This is a genomic window from Streptomyces sp. NPDC059740, from assembly GCF_042733155.1.
Lineage (GTDB): Bacteria > Actinomycetota > Actinomycetes > Streptomycetales > Streptomycetaceae > Streptomyces.
Window position 1 is genome coordinate 145492 of sequence record NZ_JBHWGP010000004.1, and the last position, 23922, is coordinate 169413.

Here is a 23922-nt window from a genome sequence, read left to right on the forward strand (position 1 = left end):
GGCAGCAGGTGGCGAGGGTGCGGACGGTGAGCGCCGGGGGCGGGAGGGGCCGCCGGTGACCGGCGGCGGGGACGGGAGCGGGGCCGCGGCGGCTGCCGGCCGGGTGGCGCGCGGCGCCGGCGGCTGGGCGCGGGCCGGACGCCATGTGGGGGTCGCCGGCCTCACCGTCGGTGTCGCGGCAGCCGGCGCTGCCGCCGGGGTGGCGGTGGAACGCCTCAACGTCGGACGGGGCCTGCGCCGCCGGGCGCAGCTCGCCCTGGACGCCGCCGGCCCCTTCGGGACCCTGCGCGGCGTGCCGGGCCTGGCGGTCGCCGAGGACGGCACCGAGCTGTACTACGAGGTGGACGAGGCGGACCCGGCCGAGGACGGCGCCGGGACCCGCCCCACGGTCGTCTTCTGCCACGGCTACTGCCTGAACCAGGACTCCTGGCACTTCCAGCGGGCGGCGCTGCGCGGCGCGTTCCGCACCGTCCACTGGGACCAGCGCGGTCACGGCCGCTCGGGCCGGGCCCGCGCCACCCGACCGGTCACCATCGACCTGCTCGGCGGCGACCTGCGGGCGGTGCTCGACGCGACGGTGGAGCAGGGACCGGTCGTGCTGGTCGGCCACTCCATGGGCGGCATGACGATCATGGCGCTCGCCGACCGCTTCCCCGACCTGGTGGCCGAGCGGGTCGCCGGGGTGGCGCTGGTGGGGACCTCGGCCGGCCGGCTGAGCGAGGTGGCCTTCGGGCTGCCGACCGCCGGCGTCAAGGCCTTCCACCGCCTCGCCCCCGGGGTGCTCAAGGCGCTCGGCTCCCAGCCGGGCCTGGTGGAACGCGGCAGGCGCGTGGGCGCCGACCTGCTGGCCGCTCTGGTGCGGCGCTACTCCTTCGGGACCCCCGAGGCCGTCGACCCGGGGGTGGCCCGGTTCGCCGAGCGGATGATCGAGGCGACCCCCATTGACGTGGTGGCCGCGTTCTACCCCGCCTTCGCCGCGCACGACAAGGTGGCCGCGCTCGCCGCCTTCGAGGGAGTGCCCGCCGTCGTCGTGGCCGGTGACCGGGACCTGGTCACCCCGCCCGACCACGCGCAGACCGTCGCCGACCAGCTTCCGGCCGCCGCACTGCACCAGGTGCCGGGCGCCGGCCACCTGGTGATGCTGGAGCGTCCCGACCTCCTCGACCCCGTCCTGACCGGGCTGGTGCAGGACGCCACCCGGTACTGGCGGACACGGACCGCCGAGAGCTGAGGCACCCGGAGCGCAGGCCCGGGCGCGAGCGGCAGGACGAGCCCCGGCGCGGGCGCCCGTCGGACGCGACAGTGGTGCCGGCGGCCCGGCCCGTCAGGTGGTGACGGCGGTGAGGGAGGCCAGGTCGGCGTTCTCCCAGCGCGCTCCCAGCGGGGTCAGCACGACGCGGCGGGGGTCCTCGGGCTCCTCGTCCGCCGCGCCCGGCCCCTCGCCGGGCTGCCCGGGCGCCAGCGGGTCGGCGCCGGTGGCGCGGTGGATGGCCACGTGCAGCCGGTCCTCGGAGAGCTCCTCGACCTTGCCCTCGCCCCACTCCACGACGATCACCGAGTCCGGCAGCGAGACGTCCAGGTCGAGGTCGTCCATCTCCTCCAGCCCGCCCAGGCGGTAGGCGTCGACGTGGACCAGCGCCGGGCCGCCGTGCAGCGAGGGGTGGACGTGCGCCATGACGAAGGTGGGGGAGGTGACGGCACCCCGCACGCCCAGCCCTTCGCCGAGACCGCGGGTGAGCGTCGTCTTGCCGGCGCCCAGCTCGCCGCTGAGGAGGACGAGGTCGCCGGGGCGGAGCAGTTCCGCGAGCCGGCGGCCCAGGTCACGCATGGCGCTTGCGGACCGGACGGTGAGGTCGGTGCTCATGTCCACCCATCGTACGGGCTGCCCCGGCGGGCGCGGCCCGCCACCTCGTGCGCCTCCGCGGACGCCGCGCGCGGGTTTTTCCGACGCTACGTCGGCAAGATGTTGCACGAGGACCCCCGCCCGTGGTCACATGGGAGCCAGGGGACTGGTTAGGTCAACCTAAGTTCCGCGGTGCGGTGGATCCGCCACACCGCACTCAACGCCCGGGAGGCGTCATGTCGGCCAGCTCGGCCCACCAGCCCGCAGCGGCGGCCCCGCGCGCCGACCAGGTGCCGGTGGTCACCCCAGGCACGACCGAACCCCGACCGACCATGGACGCGCTGCTGGCCTCCTGCGCGGCAGCCGACGCGGTCTCCACCCCGCCCCCGGCACCCGCCCAGGACGAGGCCGACCGCTCCGCCCCCCGGGTGGTCGCCGAGGACGCCGCCCGGCACCGTGAGGACCGGCACCGCGACGCGGCCTGACCCGCGAGAGGCGGAGGTCCCGCCGGACGGGCCGCGTGCCGGCCCCGGCACGTCCCCGTCACCCGGCGGTCCGACGTCACCCGGCGGTCCGACGTCACCCGGCGGTCCGACGTCACCCGGCGGTCCGATCCGCGGGCGGGACGCCGACCGGCGGGCCGCACGGACCTCCTACTGGAGGACGAGGACCTTGGTGCCCTGCGCGGCGAACTTCCACAGCGCCGCGCCGTCCGCCCGCGACTCCCGGATGCCGCCCGTCTTCCTGGCCGGATCGGGCGAGGGCGTCGAACCGTCGACGGCCGCGCTGAACCCGACCGTCACGCCGCCCACCGAGGCGAAGACCACCACGTGCTCGATCGGGACCCCGTCGGAGCCCGCGGTCTGCTCGGTGCGGGAGGTCACCGTGTACGAGCCGGGCACCGGGTCCACGGTGCTGGGCGTCACCTCGTAGGTGCGTGCCGTGCCGCCGTCGGCCCCGACCAGCCACACCCGCCGGGCGCCGAGGTCGTAGACGACGCGCTCGCCGGTGCCGGAGTGGGCCGGCACCGCCGGGGTGCGCGGGCGCCGCGGCTTGTTCTCGCTGTGGTGGTGGGCCGCGGAGGGCGAGGGGGAGGCGATGGCCTTGCCGCGGACCGGCACCGGGTGTGCGGGGGCGCTCGCCGAGGCCTGGTAGGCGAGCACGCCCACCGTCGCCACGGCCGCCGCGGTGAGAGCGGTCACGACCCCGCTGCTGCGTGCGCCCATTGCCGCGCCACCCTTTCCCGTCTGTGCCGGTCGCGTTCCTGCGCGGTGCGCCGGTCCGTGGTCTCGCCCCGGGCCGCCCCCGCGGGAGGGCCGGGCCCGTCCGGCGTGCGGCGGGTCCGCTCCGCCGCGCCCGGTCGCGCTGCCGGGCGACTGCCGATCCGACCGGGCTTTCGGCAGCGACGGTAGCACCCGGTCCGACACCTCCCGCCGAGCCTTAGGCTTGGGGGGTGCTCCTGCTAGCCCTAGACACCGCCACCCCTGCCGTCACCGTCGCCCTGCACGACGGGGACCACGTCGTCGCCGAGTCCCACGAGGTGGACGCCCGCCGCCACGGCGAGCTGCTGCTGCCCTCCGTCGACCGGGTGCTGCGCGAGGCGGGTGCGCGCCCCGCCGACCTCACCGAGATCGTCGTCGGCGTGGGCCCCGGCCCCTACACCGGCCTGCGGGTGGGGCTGGTCACCGCCACGACCCTCGCCGCCGCCCTCACCGTCCCCGTCCGCGGGGTGAGCACGCTGGACGCCCTGGCCTGGGCCACCGGCCTGGACGAGCCCTTCGTCGTGGCGACCGACGCCCGCCGCAAGGAGGTGTTCTGGGCCCGCTACGCCGACGCCCGCACCCGCGACGGCGAGGTCCGCGTCGACCGGCCCGCCGACATCGCCGAGGAGGTCGCCGGCCTCCCCGCCGCAGGCGCCGGCGCGCACCTGTACCCGGACGCGTTCCCCGGGCTGCGCACCGGGCTGCCCGAGCACGTCTCGGCCGCGGCCCTCGCCGAGCTGGCCGTGGCCCGGGCGGCGGACGGCGGCGAGTTCGTCCCCGCCCGCCCGGTCTACCTGCGCCGGCCCGACGCCAAGGTGCCCGCCAACTACAAGGTGGTCACCCCCAAGTGACGCCGGATGCCACAGGGGCGGACGGGGAGGGAGTGCCGCGCTCCCGGGTGAGCGGGACCGGTGCGACGGCCGCCCGGGCAGCCGCGGCGGGCACCCCCCGGCTCCGCGAGATGCGCTGGTGGGACCTGCCGCCGGTGCTGGAGCTGGAGCGGGCGCTGTTCCCGGAGGACGCCTGGTCGCCGGGGATGTTCTGGTCCGAACTGGCCCATGCCCGCGGTGAGGGCGCCACCCGCCGCTACCACGTCGCCGAGACGGAGGGCCGGATCGTCGGCTACGCCGGGCTCGCCGCCGCCTGTGGCACCGGCGACGTCCAGACCATCGCCACCGCCCGCGACCAGTGGGGGACCGGCCTCGGCAGCCGGCTGCTCGCCACGCTGCTCTCCGACGCCACCTCCTTCGAGTGCCACGAGGTGCTGCTGGAGGTCCGCGTGGACAACGACCGTGCCCAGCGGCTCTACGAACGCCACGGTTTCGAGCCCATCGGGTTCCGCCGCGGCTACTACCAGCCCGGCAACATCGACGCCCTCGTCATGCGCCTGGACACCAAAGGCGAGGCGCCACCCCCGTCCGACGCCTCCTCCGGCCCCCTCCCGACCGCCACCCCCACCCCCGCACAAGGAAACCCCTCCCATGGCTGACCTCCGCGACGAGCCCCTGGTCCTGGGCATCGAGACCTCCTGCGACGAGACCGGCGTCGGCATCGTCCGCGGCCACACCCTGCTCGCCGACGCCATCGCCTCCAGCGTCGACGAACACGCCCGGTTCGGCGGCGTCGTGCCGGAGGTGGCCTCGCGCGCGCACCTGGAGGCGATGGTCCCCACCATCGAGCGCGCCCTGAAGGAGGCCGGTGTCGCGCCGCAGGACCTCGACGGCATCGCGGTGACCGCCGGACCGGGCCTGGCCGGCGCGCTGCTGGTCGGCGTCTCCGCCGCGAAGGCGTACGCCTACGCCCTCGGCAAGCCCCTCTACGGCGTCAACCACCTGGCCTCGCACATCTGCGTCGACCAGCTCGAACACGGGGCGCTGCCGGAGCCGACGATGGCGCTGCTCGTCAGCGGCGGCCACTCCTCCCTGCTGCTCGCCCCCGACATCACCTCCGACGTCCGGCCGCTGGGCTCGACCATCGACGACGCGGCGGGCGAGGCCTTCGACAAGGTCGCCCGCGTCCTGCACCTGGGCTTCCCCGGCGGCCCCGTCATCGACCGCCTGGCCCGCGAGGGCGACCCGGCGGCCATCGCCTTCCCGCGCGGCCTGACCGGCCCCCGCGACCCCGCCTACGACTTCTCCTTCTCCGGCCTGAAGACCGCGGTGGCGCGGTGGATCGAGGCCAAGCGGGCGGCGGGCGAGGAGGTGCCGGTGGCCGACGTCTCCGCGTCCTTCCAGGAGGCCGTCGTCGACGTGCTGACCCGCAAGGCGGTGCGGGCCTGCCGCGACCACGGCGTGGACCACCTCATGATCGGCGGCGGTGTGGCGGCCAACTCCCGGCTGCGGGCCATGGCCGAGCGGCGGTGCGAGGACGCCGGCATCACCCTGCGGGTGCCGCGTCCGAAGCTGTGCACCGACAACGGGGCGATGGTCGCGGCACTCGGCGCCGAGATGGTCGCCCGCAACCGTCACCCCTCGGACTGGGACCTGCCCGCCGACTCCTCGCTGCCCGTCACCGACCCGCACGTGCCCGGCACCCGCGGCCACCACGCGCCGGGCCGGGACGACACCCACGGCTACGGCCCCGGCGACGGCCGCCCCCACGACGGCCTCGGCCACGCCCAGGACGGCCGCGACTCCCACGACCACCCCGGCCACGGCCACGACCACTCCCACGGGCACGGCCACACCCACGACCACGTGCACGAGCTGAGCCGCCGGAACCTGTACGACACGGACTGACGGGCAGCGGGGCCGGGAGCGGGCCCGGGAGGGGCCGGTGCGCGGCGGTCGGTCTCGCCGGTGTACCCGTGCGCACCGTCCCGGAAGGGGAGCGGGGCCGGTCGGAGGCCGGCCCGGACCAGGGGACGTCAGACGAAGAAGGCGTTCATCCCGGGCACGTCGGAGAGATAGGTCTCGATACTCGCGATCTTTCCGTCGCGGAGCCGGCAGACCGTGGCCAGGTGCTCGTCCAGCACGGCGTCCTGACGGCGTGCGGTGTTGTGCAGCGAGAGCGCCATGTTCTCCCTGCTGACCAGGGTGTGCAGCAGCTCGAAGTCGAGCCCGTACGAGGCGATCAGCTGAGCGCGCTCCACCACCGCGTCGGCGCCCTCGGCCGTGCCGGAGACGGTGTTGTCGCCGGGCAGGGTCCAGGTGGCGTCGTCGTGCAGCAGGGCCCGGATGCCGTCCCAGTCGGCTGAGACGAGGGCCTGGTGGAAGCGGCGTCCGAGGTCGAGGGGGGTTTCGTCGATGGACACGGGGGTTCCCTTCCCAGAGCTAAAGCAATGATCTGTGCGTTAGTGGCGGACTCTAAGCACCTCGGCTACTAACGCGCAAATCTTTGCTTTAGGGTGGAGGGGTGAACGCTGACGTGTCGACGAGGCGCCCCGGCGGCCGCAGCACCCGCGTCCGCGCCGCCGTGCACAGCGCCGTGGTCGCGCTGGTGGGCGAGCGCGGCGCCGACCAGGTGACCCTCCCCGCCGTGGCCCAGCGTGCGGGGGTCAACCCCAGCACCCTCTACCGGCGCTGGGGCACGCTCGCCGCGCTCCTGGCCGACGTCGCCGAGCACCGCGGCGAGGCCGGCGCGCCCCCGCTCGCCGGCGATCTGCGCGCCGACCTGGAGAACCAGGCGGTCTGGACGCTGGCGGAGCTCTCCCGGCCCGGGGGCATCGCCTTCTTCCGCGCCGAGGTGGCGCCCGACGTCGACGAGCGGCACGACGGACTGCGGGAGTGCCTGCGCAGGGTCAGTGAGCGTTTCCGCCCGGTCCTGGAGTCGGCGCGGGAACGCGGCGACGCACCCCCGGCCCTGGAGCAGGTCCTGGACCGGATCGTCGCGCCGCTCTACTTCCGGGTGGTCTTCTCGATCCCCGGTACGGACGAGGCGTACGCCCGCGCGCTCGTCGCGGACTTCCTCGGGGAGCCCCCGCCGGAGCCCTGACCCTCCGACCGGCTCCCCGCCCCGGCGGCTTCAGTCCCCCGCCGGTCCGCCCCCGCCGGTCCCCGCCGGGTGCCCCAGCAGCATCGTCGGCGCCCCCGCCACCCGCGTCAGGAACACCGTGCAGGTGTGCGGGCCGCTCAGCTTCAGCCGACGGCGCAGTTCCTCCGGTTCCACGGCGGAGCCCCGCTTCTTGATGACGGCCACGCCCACCCCGCGCTCCCGCAGCAGCGCCCGCAGGCGTTTGACGTGGAACGGCAGCACGTCGGTGATCTCGTAGGCGGTGGCGTAGCGGGTCGGCCGCAGTTCGTCAGCGGTGACGTAGGCGATCGTCGGGTCGAGCAGGCGCCCCTGGACCTGTGCGGCGACGTCCGCGACGAGGTGGGCGCGGATCACCGCGCCGTCCGGCTCGTAGAGGAAGCGGCCGACCGGGCCCGGCTCGGGGTCGGGCAGCCCGGCGCCGACGAGGCTGTCCCCGCCGGGCAGCAGCGTGGCCCGCCGCACGCCCGGCTCGGTGCCGAACCAGAGGACGGCCTCCTTCACGTCGCCCCCGTCGGAGATCCACTCGGCCTCGGCCCCGGGCGGGAGCGCCTCGTGCGGCACCCCCGGCGCGATCTTGAGGGCGGCGTACCGGGCGCGTCCGGCCGCCTCCACCGCCCAGGACAGCGGCGGCGAGTAGGCCTCCGGGTCGAAGATCCGCCGCCCGGAACCACCCCGCCGCGCCGGGTCGACGAAGACCGCGTCCCAGCCGGAGACGTCCACCTGCGTCACGTCGGCCTCCCGCACCTCCACCAGGTCGGCCAGGCCCAGCGCCGCGGCGTTGGCGCGGACCACCGCGCAGGTCAGCGGGTCCCGGTCGACCGCCAGCACCCGCACCCCGGCGCGGGCCAGGGCCAGCGCGTCCCCGCCCACGCCGCAGCACAGGTCCGCCACCGAGGTCACGCCCAGGCCTGCCAGGCGCCTGGCGCGGTGGGTGGCGACGGTGCGGCGGGTGGACTGCTCCACGCCGTGCGGGGTGAAGTACATGCGCCCGGCGTCGGCCCCGAACTTCGCCGCGGCCCGCCGCCGCAGCCCGGCCTGGCCCAGCGCGGCCGACACCAGCGCCGGCGGGTGGGTGCGGCGCAGCCGGGTGGCCACGGCGAGGTCGTCGGCCGGGTCGTGGTCGCGCAGGCGCTCCAGCAGCGCCTGGCCCTCCTCGCCCAGCAGTGCCTCGAAGGCGGCCGGCGGGGAGGGGGCGGGGTCGGCGGCGTCGCCGGGGGCTGGGTCGTTCACCGTCCCATTCTCGCAACCGGCGGTCCCCGCTCGCCGCGCGCCCGGAACAAGCCCGCAGCGGCCCGGCAACTGTTCGACCGGTCACCGCGTCTTGACCCACAGGTCGGGCCGGTGTCGGGCCGTGCGGCAAGATGGGGGGCCGACCCGGGGGGAGGACCGTGAAGCGCGTGACGATCGGCGTGCCACGACGGGCCCGCCGGGTCGAGGTCGACGCCGTGGAACAGACGCTCACCTGGGACGCGTTCACCCGCAGCCCCGATCGTCGTCGCCGCGAGGCGTGGCTGCTGGCCCTGGCCCTGCTGCTCACCGTCTTCGGTGACGCGTATGCGGGCTTGTCGCTGCACGGCCGGCTCCCGGCCGACCTGCCCTGGTTCGCGGCGGCGGTGGCCGTGCTCGCCTACGGGCCGCACGTCGCCGTGCGCCGGCTCGCGCCGCGGGCCGACCCGGTGATCCTGCCGTGCGCCGTCCTGCTCACCGGACTCGGCCTCGTCCTGCTGCGCCGGCTGGACGTGGCCTACGCCGCGGCCTACCACTCGCCGGCGGTGGCGCCCGAGCAGCTCCTGTGGTCCGGGGTCGGGGCGGTGGCGGCGGTGGTGCTGCTGGTGGTGCTGCGGGACTACCGCCGCCTCCAGCGCTACCTGTACGTGACGATGGCCATCGCCCTGGTCCTGCTGGCGGCGCCCGCCTTCTCCCCGGCCGACACCCTCGGCGCGCGGCGCTGGATCCACCTGGGGCCGCTGGGCACCGTGCAGCCCGGCGAGTTCGTCAAGATCATGATCGCGGTCTTCTTCGCCGGGTACCTCACCCAGCACCGCAACGCGCTGGCGCTTGAGGGGAGGCGGGTGCTGGGGATGCGGCTGCCCCCCGGCCGGCAGCTCGGGCCGATCGTCGCGGTGTGGGTGGTCTCCCTGCTCGTACTGATCGTCGAACGGGACCTGGGGACCTCGCTGATCTTCTTCGGCCTCTTCGTGATCATGCTGTACGTGGCCACGGAACGGACGAGCTGGGTGGTGTGCGGTCTGTTCCTGGCCTCCGTGGGCGCCACCGCCGTCGGCTCCCTGGAACCGCACGTCAAAGGGCGGGTGGTGGCCTGGCTGCACCCGATGGAGATCTTCCTGCCGGCCGAGCGCCGCCCCGCCGCCCTCAACTCCGACCAGCTCGCCCACGCCCTCTTCAGCTTCGGCAGCGGCGGCCTGACGGGCACCGGGCTGGGGCAGGGGCACCCCGAACTCATCGAGTTCGCCGGGCGGTCGGACTTCATCCTCACCACCGTCGGGGAGGAGCTGGGCCTGGCCGGGACGACGGTCGTCCTGATGCTCTACGTCCTGCTCGCCGAACGCGGGCTGCGGACCGCCCTGATCACCCGGGACCCGTTCGGCAAGCTGCTCGCCACCGGGGTGGCCGGCGCCCTCGTCCTCCAGGTCTTCGTGGTCACCGGCGGCGTGACGGGACTCATCCCGCTCACCGGCAAGGCCCTGCCCTTCCTCGCCAAGGGCGGCTCCTCGCTCGTCGCCAACTGGCTGATGGTCGCGCTGCTGATCCGGGTCAGCGACACCGCACAGCGCCGCCGCCTGCCCCTGGGCGTGGACTGACCCCGCAGGCCCGCAACGGCCACGGGCCGCAAGCCGTGACGGGGGCGGGGGCCGGCGCGCACGGCGCCCGGGACGGTGCGAGCCACGCCACCTTTAGCAGTCAGCTTGACCGAGTGCTAACCCCGTCATAGTCTCACCACTGGCACTCTCCACAACGGAGTGCCAAACACAGCGACGGGCAGGTCCGGCACCCGCGACGACGGATCGACCTGGTCGCCACCTCAGACAGTCAACCCCGTGAGCTCTCCGAAGGGGGAGGTCGGATCGTGACGACCGCCAGCACCAAGGTTGCCATCAAGCCGCTCGAGGACCGCATCGTGGTCCAGCCGCTCGACGCCGAGCAGACCACTGCTTCCGGCCTGGTCATCCCGGACACTGCCAAGGAGAAGCCCCAGGAGGGCGTCGTCCTGGCCGTCGGCCCGGGCCGCTTCGAGGACGGCAACCGTCTTCCGCTCGACGTATCCGTCGGCGACGTCGTGCTCTACAGCAAGTACGGCGGCACCGAGGTGAAGTACAGCGGCGAGGAGTACCTCGTCCTCTCGGCTCGCGACGTCCTCGCGATCGTCGAGAAGTAAGCACTTCACCCCCGCTTTTGCTGATCTGCGCCCCGGCTCTCCCCGTGTCTGAACCACCGGGCGTCCGGGGCGCAGCTCTTTGAAGAGACGACTAAGGACAGACATCTCATGGCGAAGATCCTGAAGTTCGACGAGGACGCCCGTCGCGCCCTCGAACGCGGCGTCAACAAGCTTGCCGACACGGTCAAGGTGACGATCGGCCCCAAGGGCCGCAACGTCGTCATCGACAAGAAGTTCGGCGCCCCCACCATCACCAACGACGGCGTCACCATCGCCCGTGAGGTCGAGGTCGAGGACCCCTACGAGAACCTCGGCGCCCAGCTCGTCAAGGAGGTGGCGACCAAGACCAACGACATCGCGGGTGACGGCACCACCACCGCCACGGTGCTGGCCCAGGCCCTGGTCCGTGAGGGTCTGCGCAACGTCGCCGCCGGCGCCTCCCCGGCCGCCCTGAAGAAGGGCATCGACGCCGCCGTCAAGGCCGTCTCCGAGGACCTGCTCGCCACGGCCCGCCCGATCGACGAGAAGTCCGACATCGCCGCCGTCGCCGCCCTGTCCGCCCAGGACAAGCAGGTCGGCGAGCTCATCGCCGAGGCGATGGACAAGGTCGGCAAGGACGGCGTCATCACCGTCGAGGAGTCCAACACCTTCGGTCTGGAGCTGGACTTCACCGAGGGCATGGCCTTCGACAAGGGCTACCTCTCGCCCTACATGGTCACCGACCAGGAGCGTATGGAGGCCGTCCTCGACGACCCGTACATCCTGATCCACCAGGGCAAGATCTCCTCCATCCAGGACCTGCTGCCGCTGCTGGAGAAGGTCATCCAGGCCGGCTCCTCCAAGCCGCTGCTGATCATCGCCGAGGACGTCGAGGGCGAGGCGCTCTCCACCCTCGTGGTCAACAAGCTCCGCGGCACCTTCAACGCCGTCGCGGTGAAGGCCCCCGGCTTCGGCGACCGCCGCAAGGCGATGCTCGGCGACATGGCGACGCTCACCGGCGCCACCGTCATCGCCGAGGAGGTCGGCCTCAAGCTCGACCAGGCCGGTCTGGACGTGCTGGGCACCGCCCGCCGCGTGACCGTCACCAAGGACGACACCACCATCGTCGACGGTGGCGGCAAGTCCGAGGACGTGCAGGGCCGCGTCGCCCAGATCAAGGCGGAGATCGAGAACACCGACTCCGACTGGGACCGCGAGAAGCTCCAGGAGCGCCTGGCCAAGCTCGCCGGCGGCGTGTGCGTCATCCGCGTCGGCGCGGCCACCGAGGTCGAGCTCAAGGAGAAGAAGCACCGTCTGGAGGACGCCATCTCCGCGACCCGCGCCGCGGTCGAGGAGGGCATCGTCTCCGGTGGTGGCTCCGCGCTCGTCCACGCCGTGAAGGTCCTGGAGGACAACCTCGGCAAGGAGGGCGACGAGGCCACCGGTGTCGCCGTCGTCCGCCGCGCCGCCGTCGAGCCGCTGCGCTGGATCGCCGAGAACGCCGGCCTGGAGGGCTACGTCATCACCTCCAAGGTCGCCGAGCTGGAGAAGGGCAACGGCTACAACGCCGCCACCGGCGAGTACGGCGACCTGGTCAAGGCCGGCGTCATCGACCCGGTCAAGGTCACCCGCTCCGCCCTGGAGAACGCCGCCTCCATCGCCTCCCTGCTGCTCACGACCGAGACCCTGGTCGTCGAGAAGAAGGAAGAGGAGGAGGCCGCCGAGGCCGGTCACGGTCACGGCCACTCCCACTAGGGACCGCTGAGGACTCACTGAGGAGTCCACGCCGCGTCCCCGAAGCCCACCTGGCCGAGCGGACGCGGCGCGCAGCAGCCGCCGAGTGCGGCACGAGGCCCGGACCCCCGTCGCGGGGGCCCGGGCCTCGTGTGTTGCGCACGTTTCAGGCCGTGCCCCCCAGGTACCCGGGACGGGTCATACGGGGCCGCCCTCAGGCGTGCCCCCGCACCCGAAGTACGGAGCGCTCGAACATGACCACCGCGCGCGAGATCATGACTCCCCAGGCCGACTGCGTGGGAGAGGACCAGTCCCTCTCGGTCGCCGCCCACATGATGGCCGAGCTGGGCGTCGGAGCCCTGCCGATCTGCGGCAACGACGACCGGCTCAAGGGCATGGTGACCGACCGCGACATCGTCGTGAAGGTGCTCGGCGAGGACCGGGACCCCGCCGAGGAGAGGGCGGGCACCCTGGCGCAGGGCGAGGTCGTCACCATCGGGGCGGACGACGACGCCGACGAGATCATGCACACCATGACCGAGCACCAGGTCCGCCGGCTGCCCGTCATCGACGGCCACCGCCTGGTCGGCATGGTGGCGCAGGCCGACGTGGCCCGTGCCCTGCCCGACCCGCAGGTCGGCGACCTGGTCGAGGCCCTGTCGCGCTGACGCGCCCGCAGCCGGCGCCGCCCGCGTCCGCGACCGTCGTGGTCGACCACCGGCGCGGCGGGCGGGGACGGCCCGGTAGCCCGACGCCCCCGACCCTGAGAGGAAGCCACCCATGGTGATGGCACATCCCGCGCTGCTGCGCGAACTGATCGAGGAGTACGAGTCGTTGCGAGCCGGCCGGCCGGAGAGCGGCGACGCGGAGCAGCGCATGGACGACGTCACCTACACCCTGTGCGTGGCGACCGGGACGCGGGACGTCTCGGAGGCGCTGCGCGCCGCCCGCCGCCACGGAGGATGAGCCGAACGCCGCGCCCTGCGCAGTGCCTTCACAGTGGCGTCGTTCGCCCGAAGTGCGGACAGGTGGGACTGTGAAGACACTGCCCAGCTGGGGGGCGCCGCCCCTCCGCCCGCCGGGACGGAGGGACGGCTGCTCGTCACGGGCTGGTGCAACTCATCGAGCCCGCCGGGTAGTTGTCGCCGCCGGACTGGGCGGTGAAGCCGAAGGTGACCTCTCCGTCCGGTGGCACGGTCCGGTTCTGGTCCGCGTTGCGCACCGTCACCGTCCCGTCCGAGGCGTTCTTCGTGAGGGAGCCGTTCCACACCGCGTCGAGGCTGGTGCCGGTGCTCGGCTTCCAGTTCACCGTCCAGCCGTTGAGCGGCTCGGTGCCGTGGTTCATGACCTCCACCTCGGCCTGGAAGCCCCCGTTCCACTCGTTGGTGACGGTGTAGAGGGCCATACAGGAGGCCGCCGGGTCGCCCGGGTCGTCACCGCCGGAGCCGCCCCCCGGGGCGGTGCCGGTGGTGTCGTGCACCCCGGTGACCTCGCCGTTGCCGCCGTCGAAGGCCACGTCGGAGCAGGAGAAGAAGTTCTCCTGGCTGTCCGAGCGGACCCACTGGATGAAGATCATCGCGTCACCCGACCGGCCCGAGGGGAGGTCGAGGTTCCAGTAGTAGTGGCCGCCGTTCTGGCCCGCCGAACCCTGCTGCGGAGGGTTGGTCACCGTCTGGACGAGGTCCAGGTCGGCCCAGGCCAGCGGGGTGGTCGGCGACCAGCCCTGCTTGGTGACGTACACCCGGAAGTCGCCCGGGTGCGCGGCCCAGTTGCTGTAGTCGACCTCGATGGTCCTGCCTGAGGTCAGGTGGGTGCGGGGCCAGTCGGCACGGGCGGCGTTGTAGGCCGAGAAGTCGTAGGGCGACTTGTCGCCGGCGCTGCACAGCGTGCCGTCGGGCACGTAACCCTGGCCCCGGCCACCGGCGTTGGAGTCGAGCACTGCGAACCAGTTGTACAGCGCCCCGGAACCGCTCTTCGCCAGCGCGTCCGCGCACGCCGGGTTGGTGGGGTTCAGGCCCCCGGTACTGGTCTGGGCGTCGAGGTAGCACAGGTAGGTGCGGGAGCCCGGCATCATCGCCACGCCGTGGGCCTGCGCGGGGGAGGGGCCGACGAGTACCAGGCCGACCGCGGCCAGCAGCGTGGCCAGGGCCGTGGCTAAGGACAGTTTCCTTCTTCTGCGCACGAGGGTTCACCTTCCGGCGGTCCGGGGCGGGCGAGTCTGCGGCGGATCGCCACTCACGACCGTGGGGCGGTGACGCAGCGAACCCGACCGTTTGGCATATGCATGTCATCCATGGAGGTGGGAGCGCTCCCAAGGGGCACCATAGCGACGCACCGGGGAGGTGTAAACGGAACGGACAGGGCCCGGTGGAGACGGGCTGCGGGCAGGGCCGGGTGGCGGGCTGCGGAGGCCCGGGTACCCGAACCGGCTCACCGCTCCAGGGCCGGCAGCCTCACAGGTCCAGCACCAGCAGCGGTGAGCGCGAACGCCCCACGCAGATCATCATCGTGGGCCTGCCGTCCACCTCGTGGGGCCCGGGCCGGTGGTCGCGGTGGTCCGGCGTCCCGGCCAGCACGGCCGTCTCGCAGGTGCCGCAGTAGCCGCGGGCGCAGGAGTAGGCCACCTCCGGCAGGACCTCCTCGACGACGGAGAGCAGGGTCCGGTCGGCGGGCACGTGGAGGGTGACGCCGGTGCGGTGCAGCTCCACGTCGAACGCCGTCTCACCGGGCCGCCGGGCGTCCCCCGCCGCGCCGCTCACCCGTCACTCCCCGCCCGGGCCGTCCGGCGCTCCTCCTCGCGGGGGGCTGCCGCGGCCCGGTGGGGGTGCTGCCGTCCGTGGGCGCCGGAGCGGGGCGGTGCGGTGGTGGTTGCCATGCATCCCTCCTGCCAGCAGTGTCAGAGGTGTCAGCAGTCCGTCGTCGGGGCCGGGCCGCTGCTCCGGCGCGGGGTGGGGAGCGCCCACCTGACCTCGCCGTCCTGCCGGTGGTCGGTCGGGACCAGGCCGGCTGCCGCCGCCACGGCTGCGGAGGCCCGGTGGTCGGGGTGGATGTGGGCGACCACCTCGTGCACCGACCGTTCCACCAGCCAGTGCACCAGATGGCCGGCCGCCTCGGTGGCGATGCCCCGGCGCTGCCATCGGCTCCCCACCACCCACGCCACCTCGGCCCGCCGGTGACCGGCGACCTCTTCGACGGTGGCCTGCACCGTCCCCACCAGGCACCGCTCCGACCGGAGGTGGACGACCCAGTTGCACCAGGTCACCGCAGGGTCGGGGGAACCCGCCACCCACCGCTCGTACCGGGCCCGCAGGACGGCCGGGTCCTCGGGGGCGCCGCCCGTGTACGCATGGAGCGCCTGGTCGCCGAGCACGCCGGCCATCTCGGTGGCGTCGGCCACGCGCAGCGGCAGCAGGCGCAGGCGGGGGGTGGGGATGGGCAGGGGCGCTACGGAGGTCATGGTGGGCTCACGCGAGTCGGGTCAGGTCGGCGGCGTGGACCGGTTCGGCGAACGGCTCACCGTGCACGAGCCGTTCGACCTCGTCCAGCGCGTGGTCGGCCATACGGTACAGCTCGGTGCCGTGGGAGCCGGCCACGTGCGGGGTGAGCAGGACGTTGGGCAGGTCGTACAACGGCGAGTCCCGGGGCGGCAGTTCCGGATCGGTGACGTCCAGGACGGCGCTCAGCCGGCCCGAGGTCAGCTCCGCCAGCAGCGCCGCCTCGTCCACCAGCGAACCGCGGGAGGTGTTGACGAGGGTGGCGCCGTCCGGCATGGCCGCCAGCTCCCGGGCGCCGATCAGGTGGCGGGTGGTGGGAAGCTGCGGGGCGTGGACGGAGACCACGTCGCTGCGGGCGCAGAGGGCCTCCAGCGGGGTGAGGTGGGCGCCGAGGGCGCGGGCCTCGGCCTCCTCCAGGTAGGGGTCGTGGAGCAGGACCGTCCAGTCGAAGGGGCGCAGCAGTTCCAGGACCCGGCGGCCGACCCGCGAGGCGCCGACGATGCCCACGGTTCGGCGGTAGTTGCCGGCGCCGTCCAGTTCCCGGAGCCAGTCGTGGTCCTGACGCAGCACCCGGTAGCGCCGGGCGGAGTGCAGGACGCGCTTGCCGGCGAACAGGACGGCGGCGAGGGTGTACTCCGCCACGGGCAGGGCGTTGGCGGCGGCGGCCGAACTGACCGCGATGCCGCGCTCCCAGCAGGCGGGTGTGAGGTGGTGCTTGACGGAACCCGCCGCGTGCACCACCGCGCGCAGCCGGGGGGCCGCAGCCAGCACCTCCTCGGTGAGCGGGGTCGCGCCCCAGCAGGTCAGCAGGATCTCCGCCTCGGCGAGAGCCGCCGCCACCCCGGGCGGGGGATCGGCCAGGTCGTGGCCGACCAGGTGCGGGTCGGTGCGGGTCAGGGCGGTGAGGCGGGCGTGGTGGCGGGGGTGGAGGAGCCGGTCGGCGATGCCGGGGCCCATCGCCAGGAGCAGGGCGGGGCGGTTGTCAGTGGTGGGTGGCATGGTGGTCACCGGTGGTCCTTAAGTGGGCACTGTCGGGTCGGGGCGTCGCGGGGTGGGCGCGCGGCGGCTACTTGACGCTGCCCGCGGTCAGTCCGGCCTTCCAGTGCCGTTGCAGGACCACGAAGGCGACGACCAGCGGGAGCACGGCCAGGAGGGAGCCGGTGATCACCAGGGGGTAGAAGGACGTCTCCGCGTGGGTGTTGGTGTTCCACGCGTACAGGCCGAGGCTCACCGGGAAGAGCTTCTGGTTCGAGAGCATCACCAGGGGGAGGAAGAAGTTGTTCCAGATCGCGGTGAACTGGAAGAGGAAGACGGTCACGAAGCCGGGCATGACCATGCGCAGGCCGATCGTCCAGAAGGTGCGCAGTTCCCCCGCCCCGTCGATACGCGCGGCCTCCAGCGCCTCGTCGGGCACGTAGCCGGCGCAGAAGACCCGGGCGAGGTAGACGCCGAAGGGGTTGACCAGCGCCGGCAGCAGCACCGACCAGTAGGTGTTGACCAGGCCCACGCGGCTGGCGAGCAGGTACATGGGCAGGGCGAGCGCGGTGGTGGGGACGAGCACGCCCAGCAGGACGACGCCGAACAACCGCTCCCGGCCGGGGAACTCGTACTTGTCGAAGGCGTAGCCCGCAGCCACGCAGACCAGCGAGCACAGCGCCGCGCCCACCCCCGCGTACAGCAGGCTGTTGCCGTACCAGCGGAAGTAGATGCCGTCCTGGTAGTGCGCCAGCTGCGAGAGGTTCTCGCCCAGGTGGAAGTGGGCGAAGGAGAGCGGGCCGCCGCCGAGCAGGTCGCCGGTGTCCTTGGTGGCGGCGGTGACCAGCCACAGGAGGGGGAGGAGGGTGTAGACGGCGGCGAGGAGCAGGGCGGCGTTGACGGCGGTGCGGGACAGCCAGCGTCGCTGCCGCGGTGGGCCGGCCGCGCGGACGGCGGAGGTGCGCCCGGTGGTGGCGGAGGGTGAGGGCGCCTGCGTGGTGACGGTCATCGGCCGCCGTCCTTCCGGGGGAGGGGGCCCGGCGGGACCGCCCCGGTCCGGGCCGGGACGGGGGCGGGCGCGGGGGCTGCCGCGCGGCCCGACGGGGAGCCGGTGCCCGGGGCCGGCGGCGGGGCCTGGCGGTGGCGTCGCCCGCGCCGGCGGCCGTCCCGCCCGTTCCGCCCGGTCAGCCGGGTCACCAGGTACGACAGGAGCGCAGCGGTGAGGGCGAGGAGCACCGATGCGGCGGCGGCCAGACCGTAGTCGTTGCGGGAGAACGCCGCGGAGTAGGCGTACATGTTGGGTGTCCAGGAGGAAGTGACGGCCGATCCCGAACCCATGGCGAGGATGAGCGGTTCGGTGAAGAGCTGGAGCGAGCCGATCACGGTGAACAGGGCGACCATCACCACCGAGGCCCGGATCAGCGGGATCTTTACCGCGGTGGCGGTGCGCCAGGCGCCGGCGCCGTCGACGGTGGCCGCCTCCAGGACCGAGCGGTCCACCGCCTGGAGCGCCGCGTAGAAGATGACGACGTTGTAGCCCAGCCACTCCCACAGCGCGATGTTGACCACGGAGGGCAGCGCGCCGGACGGGGAGAGGAAGTCGAAGCCGAGGCCGCCGGCGTGCATGGCCTGCACCACCGGGCTGAGCTGCGGCGTGTACAGGTACACCCAGATCAGTGCGGCGATGATGCCGGGCACCGCGTGCGGCAGGAAGAACGCCAGCTGGAACAGGCGCCGGGCCCGGGCCAGCGCAGAGTCCAGCAGCAGGGCGAGCGCCAGCGCGCCGACCAGGAGAAGGGGGATGTACAGGAGGCAGTAGCCGAGGAGGACCAGGAAGCCCTCGCGGAAGGCCGCGTCGCCCAGCGCGGTGGCGTAGTTGCCCAGGCCGCTGAAGACGGTGGTGGTTCCGCCGAAGCCCAGCCCCGACTGCTTCTCGGTGAACAGGCTGAGGTAGACCGCGTAGCAGACGGGGACCACCATCACCGCGGTGAAGAGCACGAAGAACGGGGTGAGGAGCACGGTCACGGCCCGGCCGCGGGCGGCACCGCGGCGCGGGGCCCGGCTGCGGGCCGTTCTGCCGAGCGCGCTCACCTGCCGCTGACCTTCAGGCCGCGCTTCCTCAGTTCCTTCACGGTCGCCGCGCTGCCCTCCGCCACGGCCTGGGTGAGGGTCAGGTCACCGTCGGCGGCCTTGCCGAAGGCGTCCTTGAGGGCGTCGCGGGTGGTACCGCCCGCCGGGCCCCAGGTCCAGCCCTTCCCGATGGAGTCCGCGGCGCGGTCGAAGAGGGCGTAGAGGTCCTGCTTGCCGTAGAAGGAGCCGTCGAACTGCTTCTCGGCGACGGGGCGCAGGTCGGAGTCGACGGGGTAGGCGCTGGAGGTCCCGGAGGCGAGGCGGGCGGTGATGGCGTCCTTGGAGGTGGACATCCAGGTCGCGAACCTGACCGCGGCGTCCACGTGGTGGCTGTCCCTGGTCACGGCCCAGGTCGAGCCGCCGAGCATGCCGCTGGCCGCCTTGCCGTCCCAGCTGGGCATGGGCGCCGCCGCCCACTTGCCCTTCTCGTCGGGGACGGTGGACTGCAGGACGCCCGCTCCCCAGGCGGCACCGAGGTAGCCGACGGTGTGGCCGTTCTTCAGGGAGCTGGTCCACTGCGGGCTGAAGGAGACCTGGTCGCTGACGAGGTCCTCGTCCAGCAGGTGCTGCCAGTAGCCGGCGACCTTCTTCGTCGCGGCGTCGGTGGTGTCGATCCTCCAGGTGTCGCCGTGGGTGGTGAACCACCGGCCGCCGGCCTGCCACACCATGGCCTGGAAGGTGGTGGGGTCGTCGGGGAAGAAGGTGGCGATGCGGGCCGAGGAGTCGGCCTTGCGCACCTGTGCGGCGGCCTTCTCGAACTGCGCCCAGGTCCGCGGCACCGCTATGTGGTGACGGGTGAAGAAGTCCTTGCGGTAGTAGTACGTCTGCGGGGAGGCGTCGAAGGGAACCGCCCAGTTCCGCCCGCCGAGGGTGGTCAGCTGCACGGCCTGGGAGAGGAACTTGCGGCTGACCTCGGCGGGAACCTTCCCGGTGATGTCCTTCAGGTAGCCCTGGCTGACGAACTCGGGGAGCTGCGGGTACTCCACGCTGACCAGGTCCGGCGCGTTGCCCGCCTTCACGGCGTTGGCGATCTTCGCGTACCCGCCCGCCGTGCCCGAGGGGATCTCCTCGTACCGGACGTGGACGTCCTTGTGGGTCGCGTTGTACTTCTCGACGGTCTCCCGGGTGCCCTTCGTCCAGCCCCAGTAGGTGAGCGTCACGGGCCCGCCGTCACCGGCGGCGTCCGCTCCCCCCTCACCGCCGCACGCCGTCACCAGGCTCAGGGACACGGCGATGCCGGCCACGGCCACCGCGGCTCGGCTCCAACTGCTCTTCATGGTGGGGCTCCTGACGGGTACGGGCGCGCCGAGGCGTCACGACGGACGGCCCGCCCCGGAAGAACGGCGAAGGGGCGGGCCGTGCGGCGAGGGCTGCCGGACGGGTGATGGCCGAGATACTTGGGCCAGCCGTGAGCGAAGTCAAGAGCGAAAGATTGATTGATCGAAAAAAGAACAGGGAGTCGACGTGAGTCGGCTCGACGGGCCCCGTGCGGGGCCCCGCCGGCGGTTCAGACTGTCTTCGACGCAGGCGCTCCGCAGGAGGCCCGCACCCTCAGTCGCGGCAGCAACTCCACGTGGCGGCGGGCGCCGGGGGCGAGGGCCTGACCCGTCTCCGCCGTCTCCCCCTGCTCGGCCGCCAGGCTCTCGGCCAGCCGCTCCACCAGCAGCCGGGTCGCCTGCCGACCCACCTCCCGCTTGGGGGGCGCCACCGCCGTCAGCGGGGTGTCGGCCAGTGCCGCCACCTCGTCGTCGTAGGCCACCACCGCGAGGTCCTGCGGCACCCGGACGCCCAACTCGCCCAGCCGCTGCACCATCTGGATCGCGTCCACGTCGTTGTGGATCAGTGCCGCGGTGGCCTCGCCGGAGGCCACCGCGGCCTGCAGGGCCCGCACCGCACGCTCGAAACCGGCCGGGTCGCGGTCCGCGGGCACCGAGTCGATCACCGGGTGCGGCCTGCGCAACCCCAGTGCGCCGAGCGCCAGTTCGTACCCGGCGCGCACCGCCAGCGCCGTCGGCGAGTCGCCCCGGGCCACCAGCAGCGGGGCCCGGTGCCCCTGCTCCACCAGGTGCCGCAGCGCCAGCAGGACGCCGTGGCCGTGGTCGCTGCACACCCGGTCCAGACCGGACAGCGCGGTGCCGGGCGCCGCCTGCCGCTCCAGCAGCACGCACGGCACAGGCAGCGCGGCCAGCCACGCCCCGTGCTCCGCCTGGTCCTCCGGGCCGCGCCAGGTGGGCGCGATCAGCAGGCCCTGCGCCCCGGAGTCCAGCAGCCCCTCGGTGCGGGAACGGTCCTGGGAGGGGCGGTAGTCCGATATCCGCAGCACCAGCCGGGCGCCCGCGCGGGCCGCCGCCTCGTGCGCACCGCGGATGACCTCGGCGAAGTAGTAGGTGGCCGAGGGGGCGAGCAGGCCGATGACCGGGCCCTCGCGGTCGGCCGGCCGTTCCGCGCGCGGCCAGGAGACCGAGCCGTGCGCCCGGTCCAGCAGGCCCCTGCCGGCGAGCGACTCGACGTCGCGGCGCACCGTGACGGGGGAGACGCCGAGCTGGTCGGCCAGGTCGGCGACGCGGGCGGTGCCGCGTTCGCGCACCAGCGTCAGGAGTCGGTCGTGACGTTGCAGAGCACTCTCGCGCACAGTGCGTCCCCTCGGGCGGCGACCCGCCTCGTCGCGGTGGCGCGGGCCGATGTGGTGGCCGGCGGCTCACGCCGCGGCGGCCGGCTGGCGGCAGAGCCTAGACCAGCGTGATCGAACGTCACAACGAGTCGATCGTTCGCACACCAGACGATCGTCGGTGCGGGCGGGCGGCGCGACAGCACCACCAGCGGCCCGCGGCCACCCCCTCCGCCTCCCGTCGCCCCTTCCCGCAGGCCGGGACGCCACCGACGCCCCGACCCCGAGCCCCGGCGCCGGCACCAGCCGCCTCAGCCGCTGGTGCACCCGCCCAGTGCCGCGCGCCTACTTCGGCCCGTACTTGCGGCCCGTCCGCGAGGTGGCGCCGCCCAGCAGGCCACGCGGGGCCAGCTTCGCCACCCCCATCAGCGCCTTGTAGCGCGGGTCGGGGATCGAGACGGTACGGCCGCGGGCCAGGTCCTTCATGGCCGCTTCGACCAGCTTGCCGGCGTCCAGCCACATCCAGCCCGGGATGTTGTCCGTACCCATCCCGGCACGCTGGTGGAACTCGGTGCGGACGAAGCCCGGGCACAGCGCCATCAACCGCACCCCGCTGCCCGCCAGGTCGTGCGCGACGCCCTGGGTGAACTGCACCACCCACGCCTTGCTGGCGCCGTAGGTGCCTCGCGGTACGAACGCCGCCACGGACGCCACGTTCACCACCCCGCCGCGCCCCCGGTCCCGCATGCCCCGCACCGCGGCCGAGGTCAGCCGCAGCACCGCCTCGCAGTGCACCTTCAGCATCCGCAACTCGTCCTCCAGCGCGACCTGGAGGAACTCGCCCTTGTTGCCGAAGCCGGCGTTGTTGACGAGCAGGTCGACCGGGTGCCGGCGCTCGGCGAGACGCTCCTCGACGGCCGCGATGCCCTCGTCCGTCGCGAGGTCCGCGGAGATGACCTCGACCTCCACGCCGTGCGCGTCGTGGAGTTCGGCCGCCTGGTCGCGCAGCCGGCCCTCGTCCCGCGCCACCAGGACGATGTTGTGCCCGTCGCCGGCCAGGCGGCGTGCGAACGCGGCGCCGATCCCCGCCGTGGCTCCCGTGATCAGTGCTGTCGTCATGGCGCAAACGCTATCCGCCGGGTGGGGCCGGACCCCGACGGGAGGCGGTGACGCGCACACGCTCGACACGGGACCGACACCGGACCCGGCGCAGTGGACCGGCCGGCCGCTGCGGCCCCCGGCCACGGCGCGGCTCCCGCGACCGGTACGCCGTGGCGCTCCCCGGGCGGCAGGCAGGGACGAACGGCCGCGGAAGGCGACCCGGGCCGCCCGCGGAGAGGTGCGCGCCGCCCCGGTTCGTGGGCGCCGTCACTGACACCACGCCCAAAGGGGCTCGGCCGTATTTCGATCCGCTCCCAAGTGGCGCTTATGCTGGAGTGGTGATCGAAGCACGTCATCTCCGGGTGCTGCGTGCCGTGGACCGCACCGGTTCCTTCTCGGCCGCCGCCCGCGACCTGGGCTGCACACAGCCCGCCGTCAGCCAGCAGATGAAAGCCCTGGAACAGTCCGCGGGGACGCCCCTGCTGATCCGGACCGGGCGCGAGATGCGTCTGACCCAGGCGGGGCAGGCGCTGGTACGCCACGCCGCGGGCATCCTCGCGGGGCTCACCGCGGCCCAGGAGGAGGTCGCGGCCATCGCCGGACTCCGGGCCGGGCGGGTCCGCCTGGTCTCCTTCCCCTCCGGCAGCTCCGCCCTCGTCCCCGGGGCCCTCGCGGCGATGCGGTCCGCGCACCCGGACGTCGGCGTCTCACTGGTGGAGGCCGAGCCGCCGCGCTCGGTGGAGATGCTGCGCGCCGGGGACTGCGAGATCGCCCTGGCCTTCCGCTACCCGCGGGTGCGCGGCGCCGACCCGGCAGCCGCCGCCGAGTGGGACGACCTGGTGGTCCGCCCGGTCCTGGCCGACCGGCTGGTGGCGCTGGTGCCGCGCGCACACCGGCTGGCGGACGCGGGGCGGGTGGAGTTCGCCGACCTGGCCGAGGAGCCGTGGATCGCGGGCTGTCCGCGGTGCCGGCTGCACCTGGTCGAGGTCTGCGAACGCTCCGGTTTCACCCCCCGCATCGACTTCGCCACCGACGACTACCCGGCGGTGGTGGGCCTGGTCGGGGCCGGCCTGGGCGTGGCCGCCCTTCCGGAGCTGACGTTGCGCTCGGTGCGCTCGCCCGACGTGGCGGTGGTGGAACTCGCACCGGCAGTGGAGCGGGAGGTGGTGGCGCTCACGCTGCCGGACCTGGCTCACGTGCCGTCGGTGGCCGCCATGATCCGGCGGCTGGCGGAGAGCGGCGACGCCGACGCCGCGGCGGCCCGGGCGGCCGGGACGATGAAGGAAAGGGTCGGCAGCGCCGGCTCCGGCGTGGCCGGCTGAACCCGCCCTCCCGGCTGGACGCGCCCCCGGCTGAGCGCGCCCTGCGGGACGCGGCGGGAGGGGCTGTGCCGCCGGCGCGGAGGACGGTCCGCCGCTGGTGGGCAG

The 23922-nt window shown here is 74.0% G+C and carries 25 protein-coding genes; 12 read left to right on the forward strand and 13 right to left on the reverse strand.

Going from position 1 to position 23922, the window contains the following annotated elements; all coding sequences use genetic code 11:
• Positions 1–55 precede the first annotated feature (55 nt).
• Positions 56–1231: an alpha/beta fold hydrolase gene (locus ACFV3R_RS07265; RefSeq protein WP_385576908.1), complete on the forward strand. Its 1176-nt coding sequence runs from the start codon at positions 56–58 to the stop codon at positions 1229–1231.
• Positions 1232–1324: 93 nt separating this feature from the next.
• Here ACFV3R_RS07265 and tsaE read toward each other — a convergent pair whose 3' ends face one another.
• Positions 1325–1864: a tRNA (adenosine(37)-N6)-threonylcarbamoyltransferase complex ATPase subunit type 1 TsaE gene (gene tsaE, locus ACFV3R_RS07270; protein WP_385576911.1), complete on the reverse strand. Its 540-nt coding sequence runs from the start codon at positions 1862–1864 to the stop codon at positions 1325–1327.
• A gap of 215 nt (positions 1865–2079) precedes the next feature.
• Between tsaE and ACFV3R_RS07275 the strand changes: the two genes are divergently transcribed.
• Entirely contained in the window at positions 2080–2328 is a 249-nt protein-coding gene (locus tag ACFV3R_RS07275; protein WP_385576914.1) for a hypothetical protein, read from the forward strand.
• A gap of 168 nt (positions 2329–2496) precedes the next feature.
• Here the strand turns inward: ACFV3R_RS07275 and ACFV3R_RS07280 are convergent, their stop codons facing one another.
• Positions 2497–3069, reverse strand: coding sequence for a hypothetical protein (locus tag ACFV3R_RS07280; protein ID WP_385576917.1), 573 nt, complete (start codon positions 3067–3069; stop codon positions 2497–2499).
• A gap of 227 nt (positions 3070–3296) precedes the next feature.
• On the opposite strand from ACFV3R_RS07280, the gene tsaB reads away from it, so the two are divergent.
• From tsaB to tsaD, 3 genes are all read left to right on the forward strand, one after another.
• The gene (tsaB, locus tag ACFV3R_RS07285; protein ID WP_385576920.1) at positions 3297–3956 is read left to right on the forward strand and encodes a tRNA (adenosine(37)-N6)-threonylcarbamoyltransferase complex dimerization subunit type 1 TsaB; all 660 of its coding nucleotides are present in this window, start codon (positions 3297–3299) and stop codon (positions 3954–3956) included.
• A 110-nt stretch (positions 3957–4066) separates the two neighbouring features.
• Positions 4067–4594, forward strand: a complete 528-nt coding sequence (gene rimI / locus ACFV3R_RS07290) for a ribosomal protein S18-alanine N-acetyltransferase (protein ID WP_385577485.1) — start codon at positions 4067–4069, stop codon at positions 4592–4594.
• Positions 4587–5843, forward strand: a complete 1257-nt coding sequence (gene tsaD / locus ACFV3R_RS07295) for a tRNA (adenosine(37)-N6)-threonylcarbamoyltransferase complex transferase subunit TsaD (protein WP_385576923.1) — start codon at positions 4587–4589, stop codon at positions 5841–5843. Before rimI ends, tsaD begins: the two co-directional genes overlap by 8 nt.
• A 128-nt stretch (positions 5844–5971) precedes the next feature.
• On the opposite strand, the gene ACFV3R_RS07300 is transcribed toward tsaD, so the two are convergent.
• The gene (locus ACFV3R_RS07300) at positions 5972–6358 is read right to left on the reverse strand and encodes a nuclear transport factor 2 family protein (protein ID WP_385576926.1); all 387 of its coding nucleotides are present in this window, start codon (positions 6356–6358) and stop codon (positions 5972–5974) included.
• Between the two features lie 101 nt (positions 6359–6459).
• Between ACFV3R_RS07300 and ACFV3R_RS07305 the strand changes: the two genes are divergently transcribed.
• Positions 6460–7038: a TetR/AcrR family transcriptional regulator gene (locus ACFV3R_RS07305; RefSeq protein ID WP_385576929.1), complete on the forward strand. Its 579-nt coding sequence runs from the start codon at positions 6460–6462 to the stop codon at positions 7036–7038.
• A gap of 30 nt (positions 7039–7068) precedes the next feature.
• Here ACFV3R_RS07305 and ACFV3R_RS07310 read toward each other — a convergent pair whose 3' ends face one another.
• On the reverse strand, positions 7069–8307 hold the full coding sequence (locus tag ACFV3R_RS07310; protein ID WP_385576931.1) for a methyltransferase domain-containing protein: 1239 nt from the start codon (positions 8305–8307) through the stop codon (positions 7069–7071).
• Between the two features lie 215 nt (positions 8308–8522).
• On the opposite strand from ACFV3R_RS07310, the gene ACFV3R_RS07315 reads away from it, so the two are divergent.
• The 5 genes from ACFV3R_RS07315 to ACFV3R_RS07335 all read left to right on the forward strand — a co-directional run bounded on the left by ACFV3R_RS07315 (position 8523) and on the right by ACFV3R_RS07335 (position 13153).
• Positions 8523–9899, forward strand: a complete 1377-nt coding sequence (locus ACFV3R_RS07315) for an FtsW/RodA/SpoVE family cell cycle protein (RefSeq protein WP_385577488.1) — start codon at positions 8523–8525, stop codon at positions 9897–9899.
• Between the two features lie 266 nt (positions 9900–10165).
• Positions 10166–10474 (forward strand): co-chaperone GroES, encoded by a 309-nt coding sequence (groES, locus tag ACFV3R_RS07320; protein ID WP_251419252.1) that lies wholly within the window; start codon positions 10166–10168, stop codon positions 10472–10474.
• Positions 10475–10582: 108 nt separating this feature from the next.
• A complete protein-coding gene (groL, locus tag ACFV3R_RS07325) occupies positions 10583–12208 on the forward strand; it encodes a chaperonin GroEL (protein ID WP_385576935.1) in 1626 nt (541 codons plus the stop codon).
• A gap of 233 nt (positions 12209–12441) precedes the next feature.
• The gene (locus tag ACFV3R_RS07330) at positions 12442–12855 is read left to right on the forward strand and encodes a CBS domain-containing protein (protein WP_385576938.1); all 414 of its coding nucleotides are present in this window, start codon (positions 12442–12444) and stop codon (positions 12853–12855) included.
• Positions 12856–12967: 112 nt separating this feature from the next.
• Positions 12968–13153, forward strand: coding sequence for a DUF5133 domain-containing protein (locus ACFV3R_RS07335; protein ID WP_385576941.1), 186 nt, complete (start codon positions 12968–12970; stop codon positions 13151–13153).
• 136 nt (positions 13154–13289) lie between these two features.
• Here the strand turns inward: ACFV3R_RS07335 and ACFV3R_RS07340 are convergent, their stop codons facing one another.
• The 9 genes from ACFV3R_RS07340 to ACFV3R_RS07380 form a co-directional block, all read right to left on the reverse strand.
• Positions 13290–14369, reverse strand: a complete 1080-nt coding sequence (locus ACFV3R_RS07340) for a lytic polysaccharide monooxygenase (protein WP_385576944.1) — start codon at positions 14367–14369, stop codon at positions 13290–13292.
• 271 nt (positions 14370–14640) lie between these two features.
• Positions 14641–14946, reverse strand: coding sequence for a 2Fe-2S iron-sulfur cluster-binding protein (locus tag ACFV3R_RS07345; RefSeq protein ID WP_385576947.1), 306 nt, complete (start codon positions 14944–14946; stop codon positions 14641–14643).
• A gap of 146 nt (positions 14947–15092) precedes the next feature.
• Complete coding sequence (locus tag ACFV3R_RS07350; protein ID WP_385576950.1) at positions 15093–15644, reverse strand: GNAT family N-acetyltransferase; 552 nt, start codon at positions 15642–15644, stop codon at positions 15093–15095.
• Positions 15645–15651: 7 nt separating this feature from the next.
• Positions 15652–16680 (reverse strand): hydroxyacid dehydrogenase, encoded by a 1029-nt coding sequence (locus ACFV3R_RS07355; RefSeq protein WP_385577491.1) that lies wholly within the window; start codon positions 16678–16680, stop codon positions 15652–15654.
• Positions 16681–16747: 67 nt separating this feature from the next.
• Entirely contained in the window at positions 16748–17665 is a 918-nt protein-coding gene (locus tag ACFV3R_RS07360; RefSeq protein ID WP_385576953.1) for a carbohydrate ABC transporter permease, read from the reverse strand.
• Entirely contained in the window at positions 17662–18747 is a 1086-nt protein-coding gene (locus ACFV3R_RS07365; protein WP_385576956.1) for a carbohydrate ABC transporter permease, read from the reverse strand. The genes ACFV3R_RS07360 and ACFV3R_RS07365 overlap by 4 nt, the downstream gene beginning before the upstream one ends.
• Positions 18744–20063: an ABC transporter substrate-binding protein gene (locus ACFV3R_RS07370; RefSeq protein ID WP_385576959.1), complete on the reverse strand. Its 1320-nt coding sequence runs from the start codon at positions 20061–20063 to the stop codon at positions 18744–18746. Before ACFV3R_RS07370 ends, ACFV3R_RS07365 begins: the two co-directional genes overlap by 4 nt.
• A 230-nt stretch (positions 20064–20293) precedes the next feature.
• On the reverse strand, positions 20294–21418 hold the full coding sequence (locus ACFV3R_RS07375) for a LacI family DNA-binding transcriptional regulator (protein WP_385576962.1): 1125 nt from the start codon (positions 21416–21418) through the stop codon (positions 20294–20296).
• 321 nt (positions 21419–21739) lie between these two features.
• The gene (locus ACFV3R_RS07380) at positions 21740–22513 is read right to left on the reverse strand and encodes an SDR family NAD(P)-dependent oxidoreductase (protein WP_385576964.1); all 774 of its coding nucleotides are present in this window, start codon (positions 22511–22513) and stop codon (positions 21740–21742) included.
• Between the two features lie 320 nt (positions 22514–22833).
• Here ACFV3R_RS07380 and ACFV3R_RS07385 point away from each other — a divergent pair, with 320 nt between their 5' ends.
• Positions 22834–23817, forward strand: a complete 984-nt coding sequence (locus ACFV3R_RS07385) for a LysR family transcriptional regulator (protein ID WP_385576967.1) — start codon at positions 22834–22836, stop codon at positions 23815–23817.
• Positions 23818–23922 lie beyond the last annotated feature (105 nt).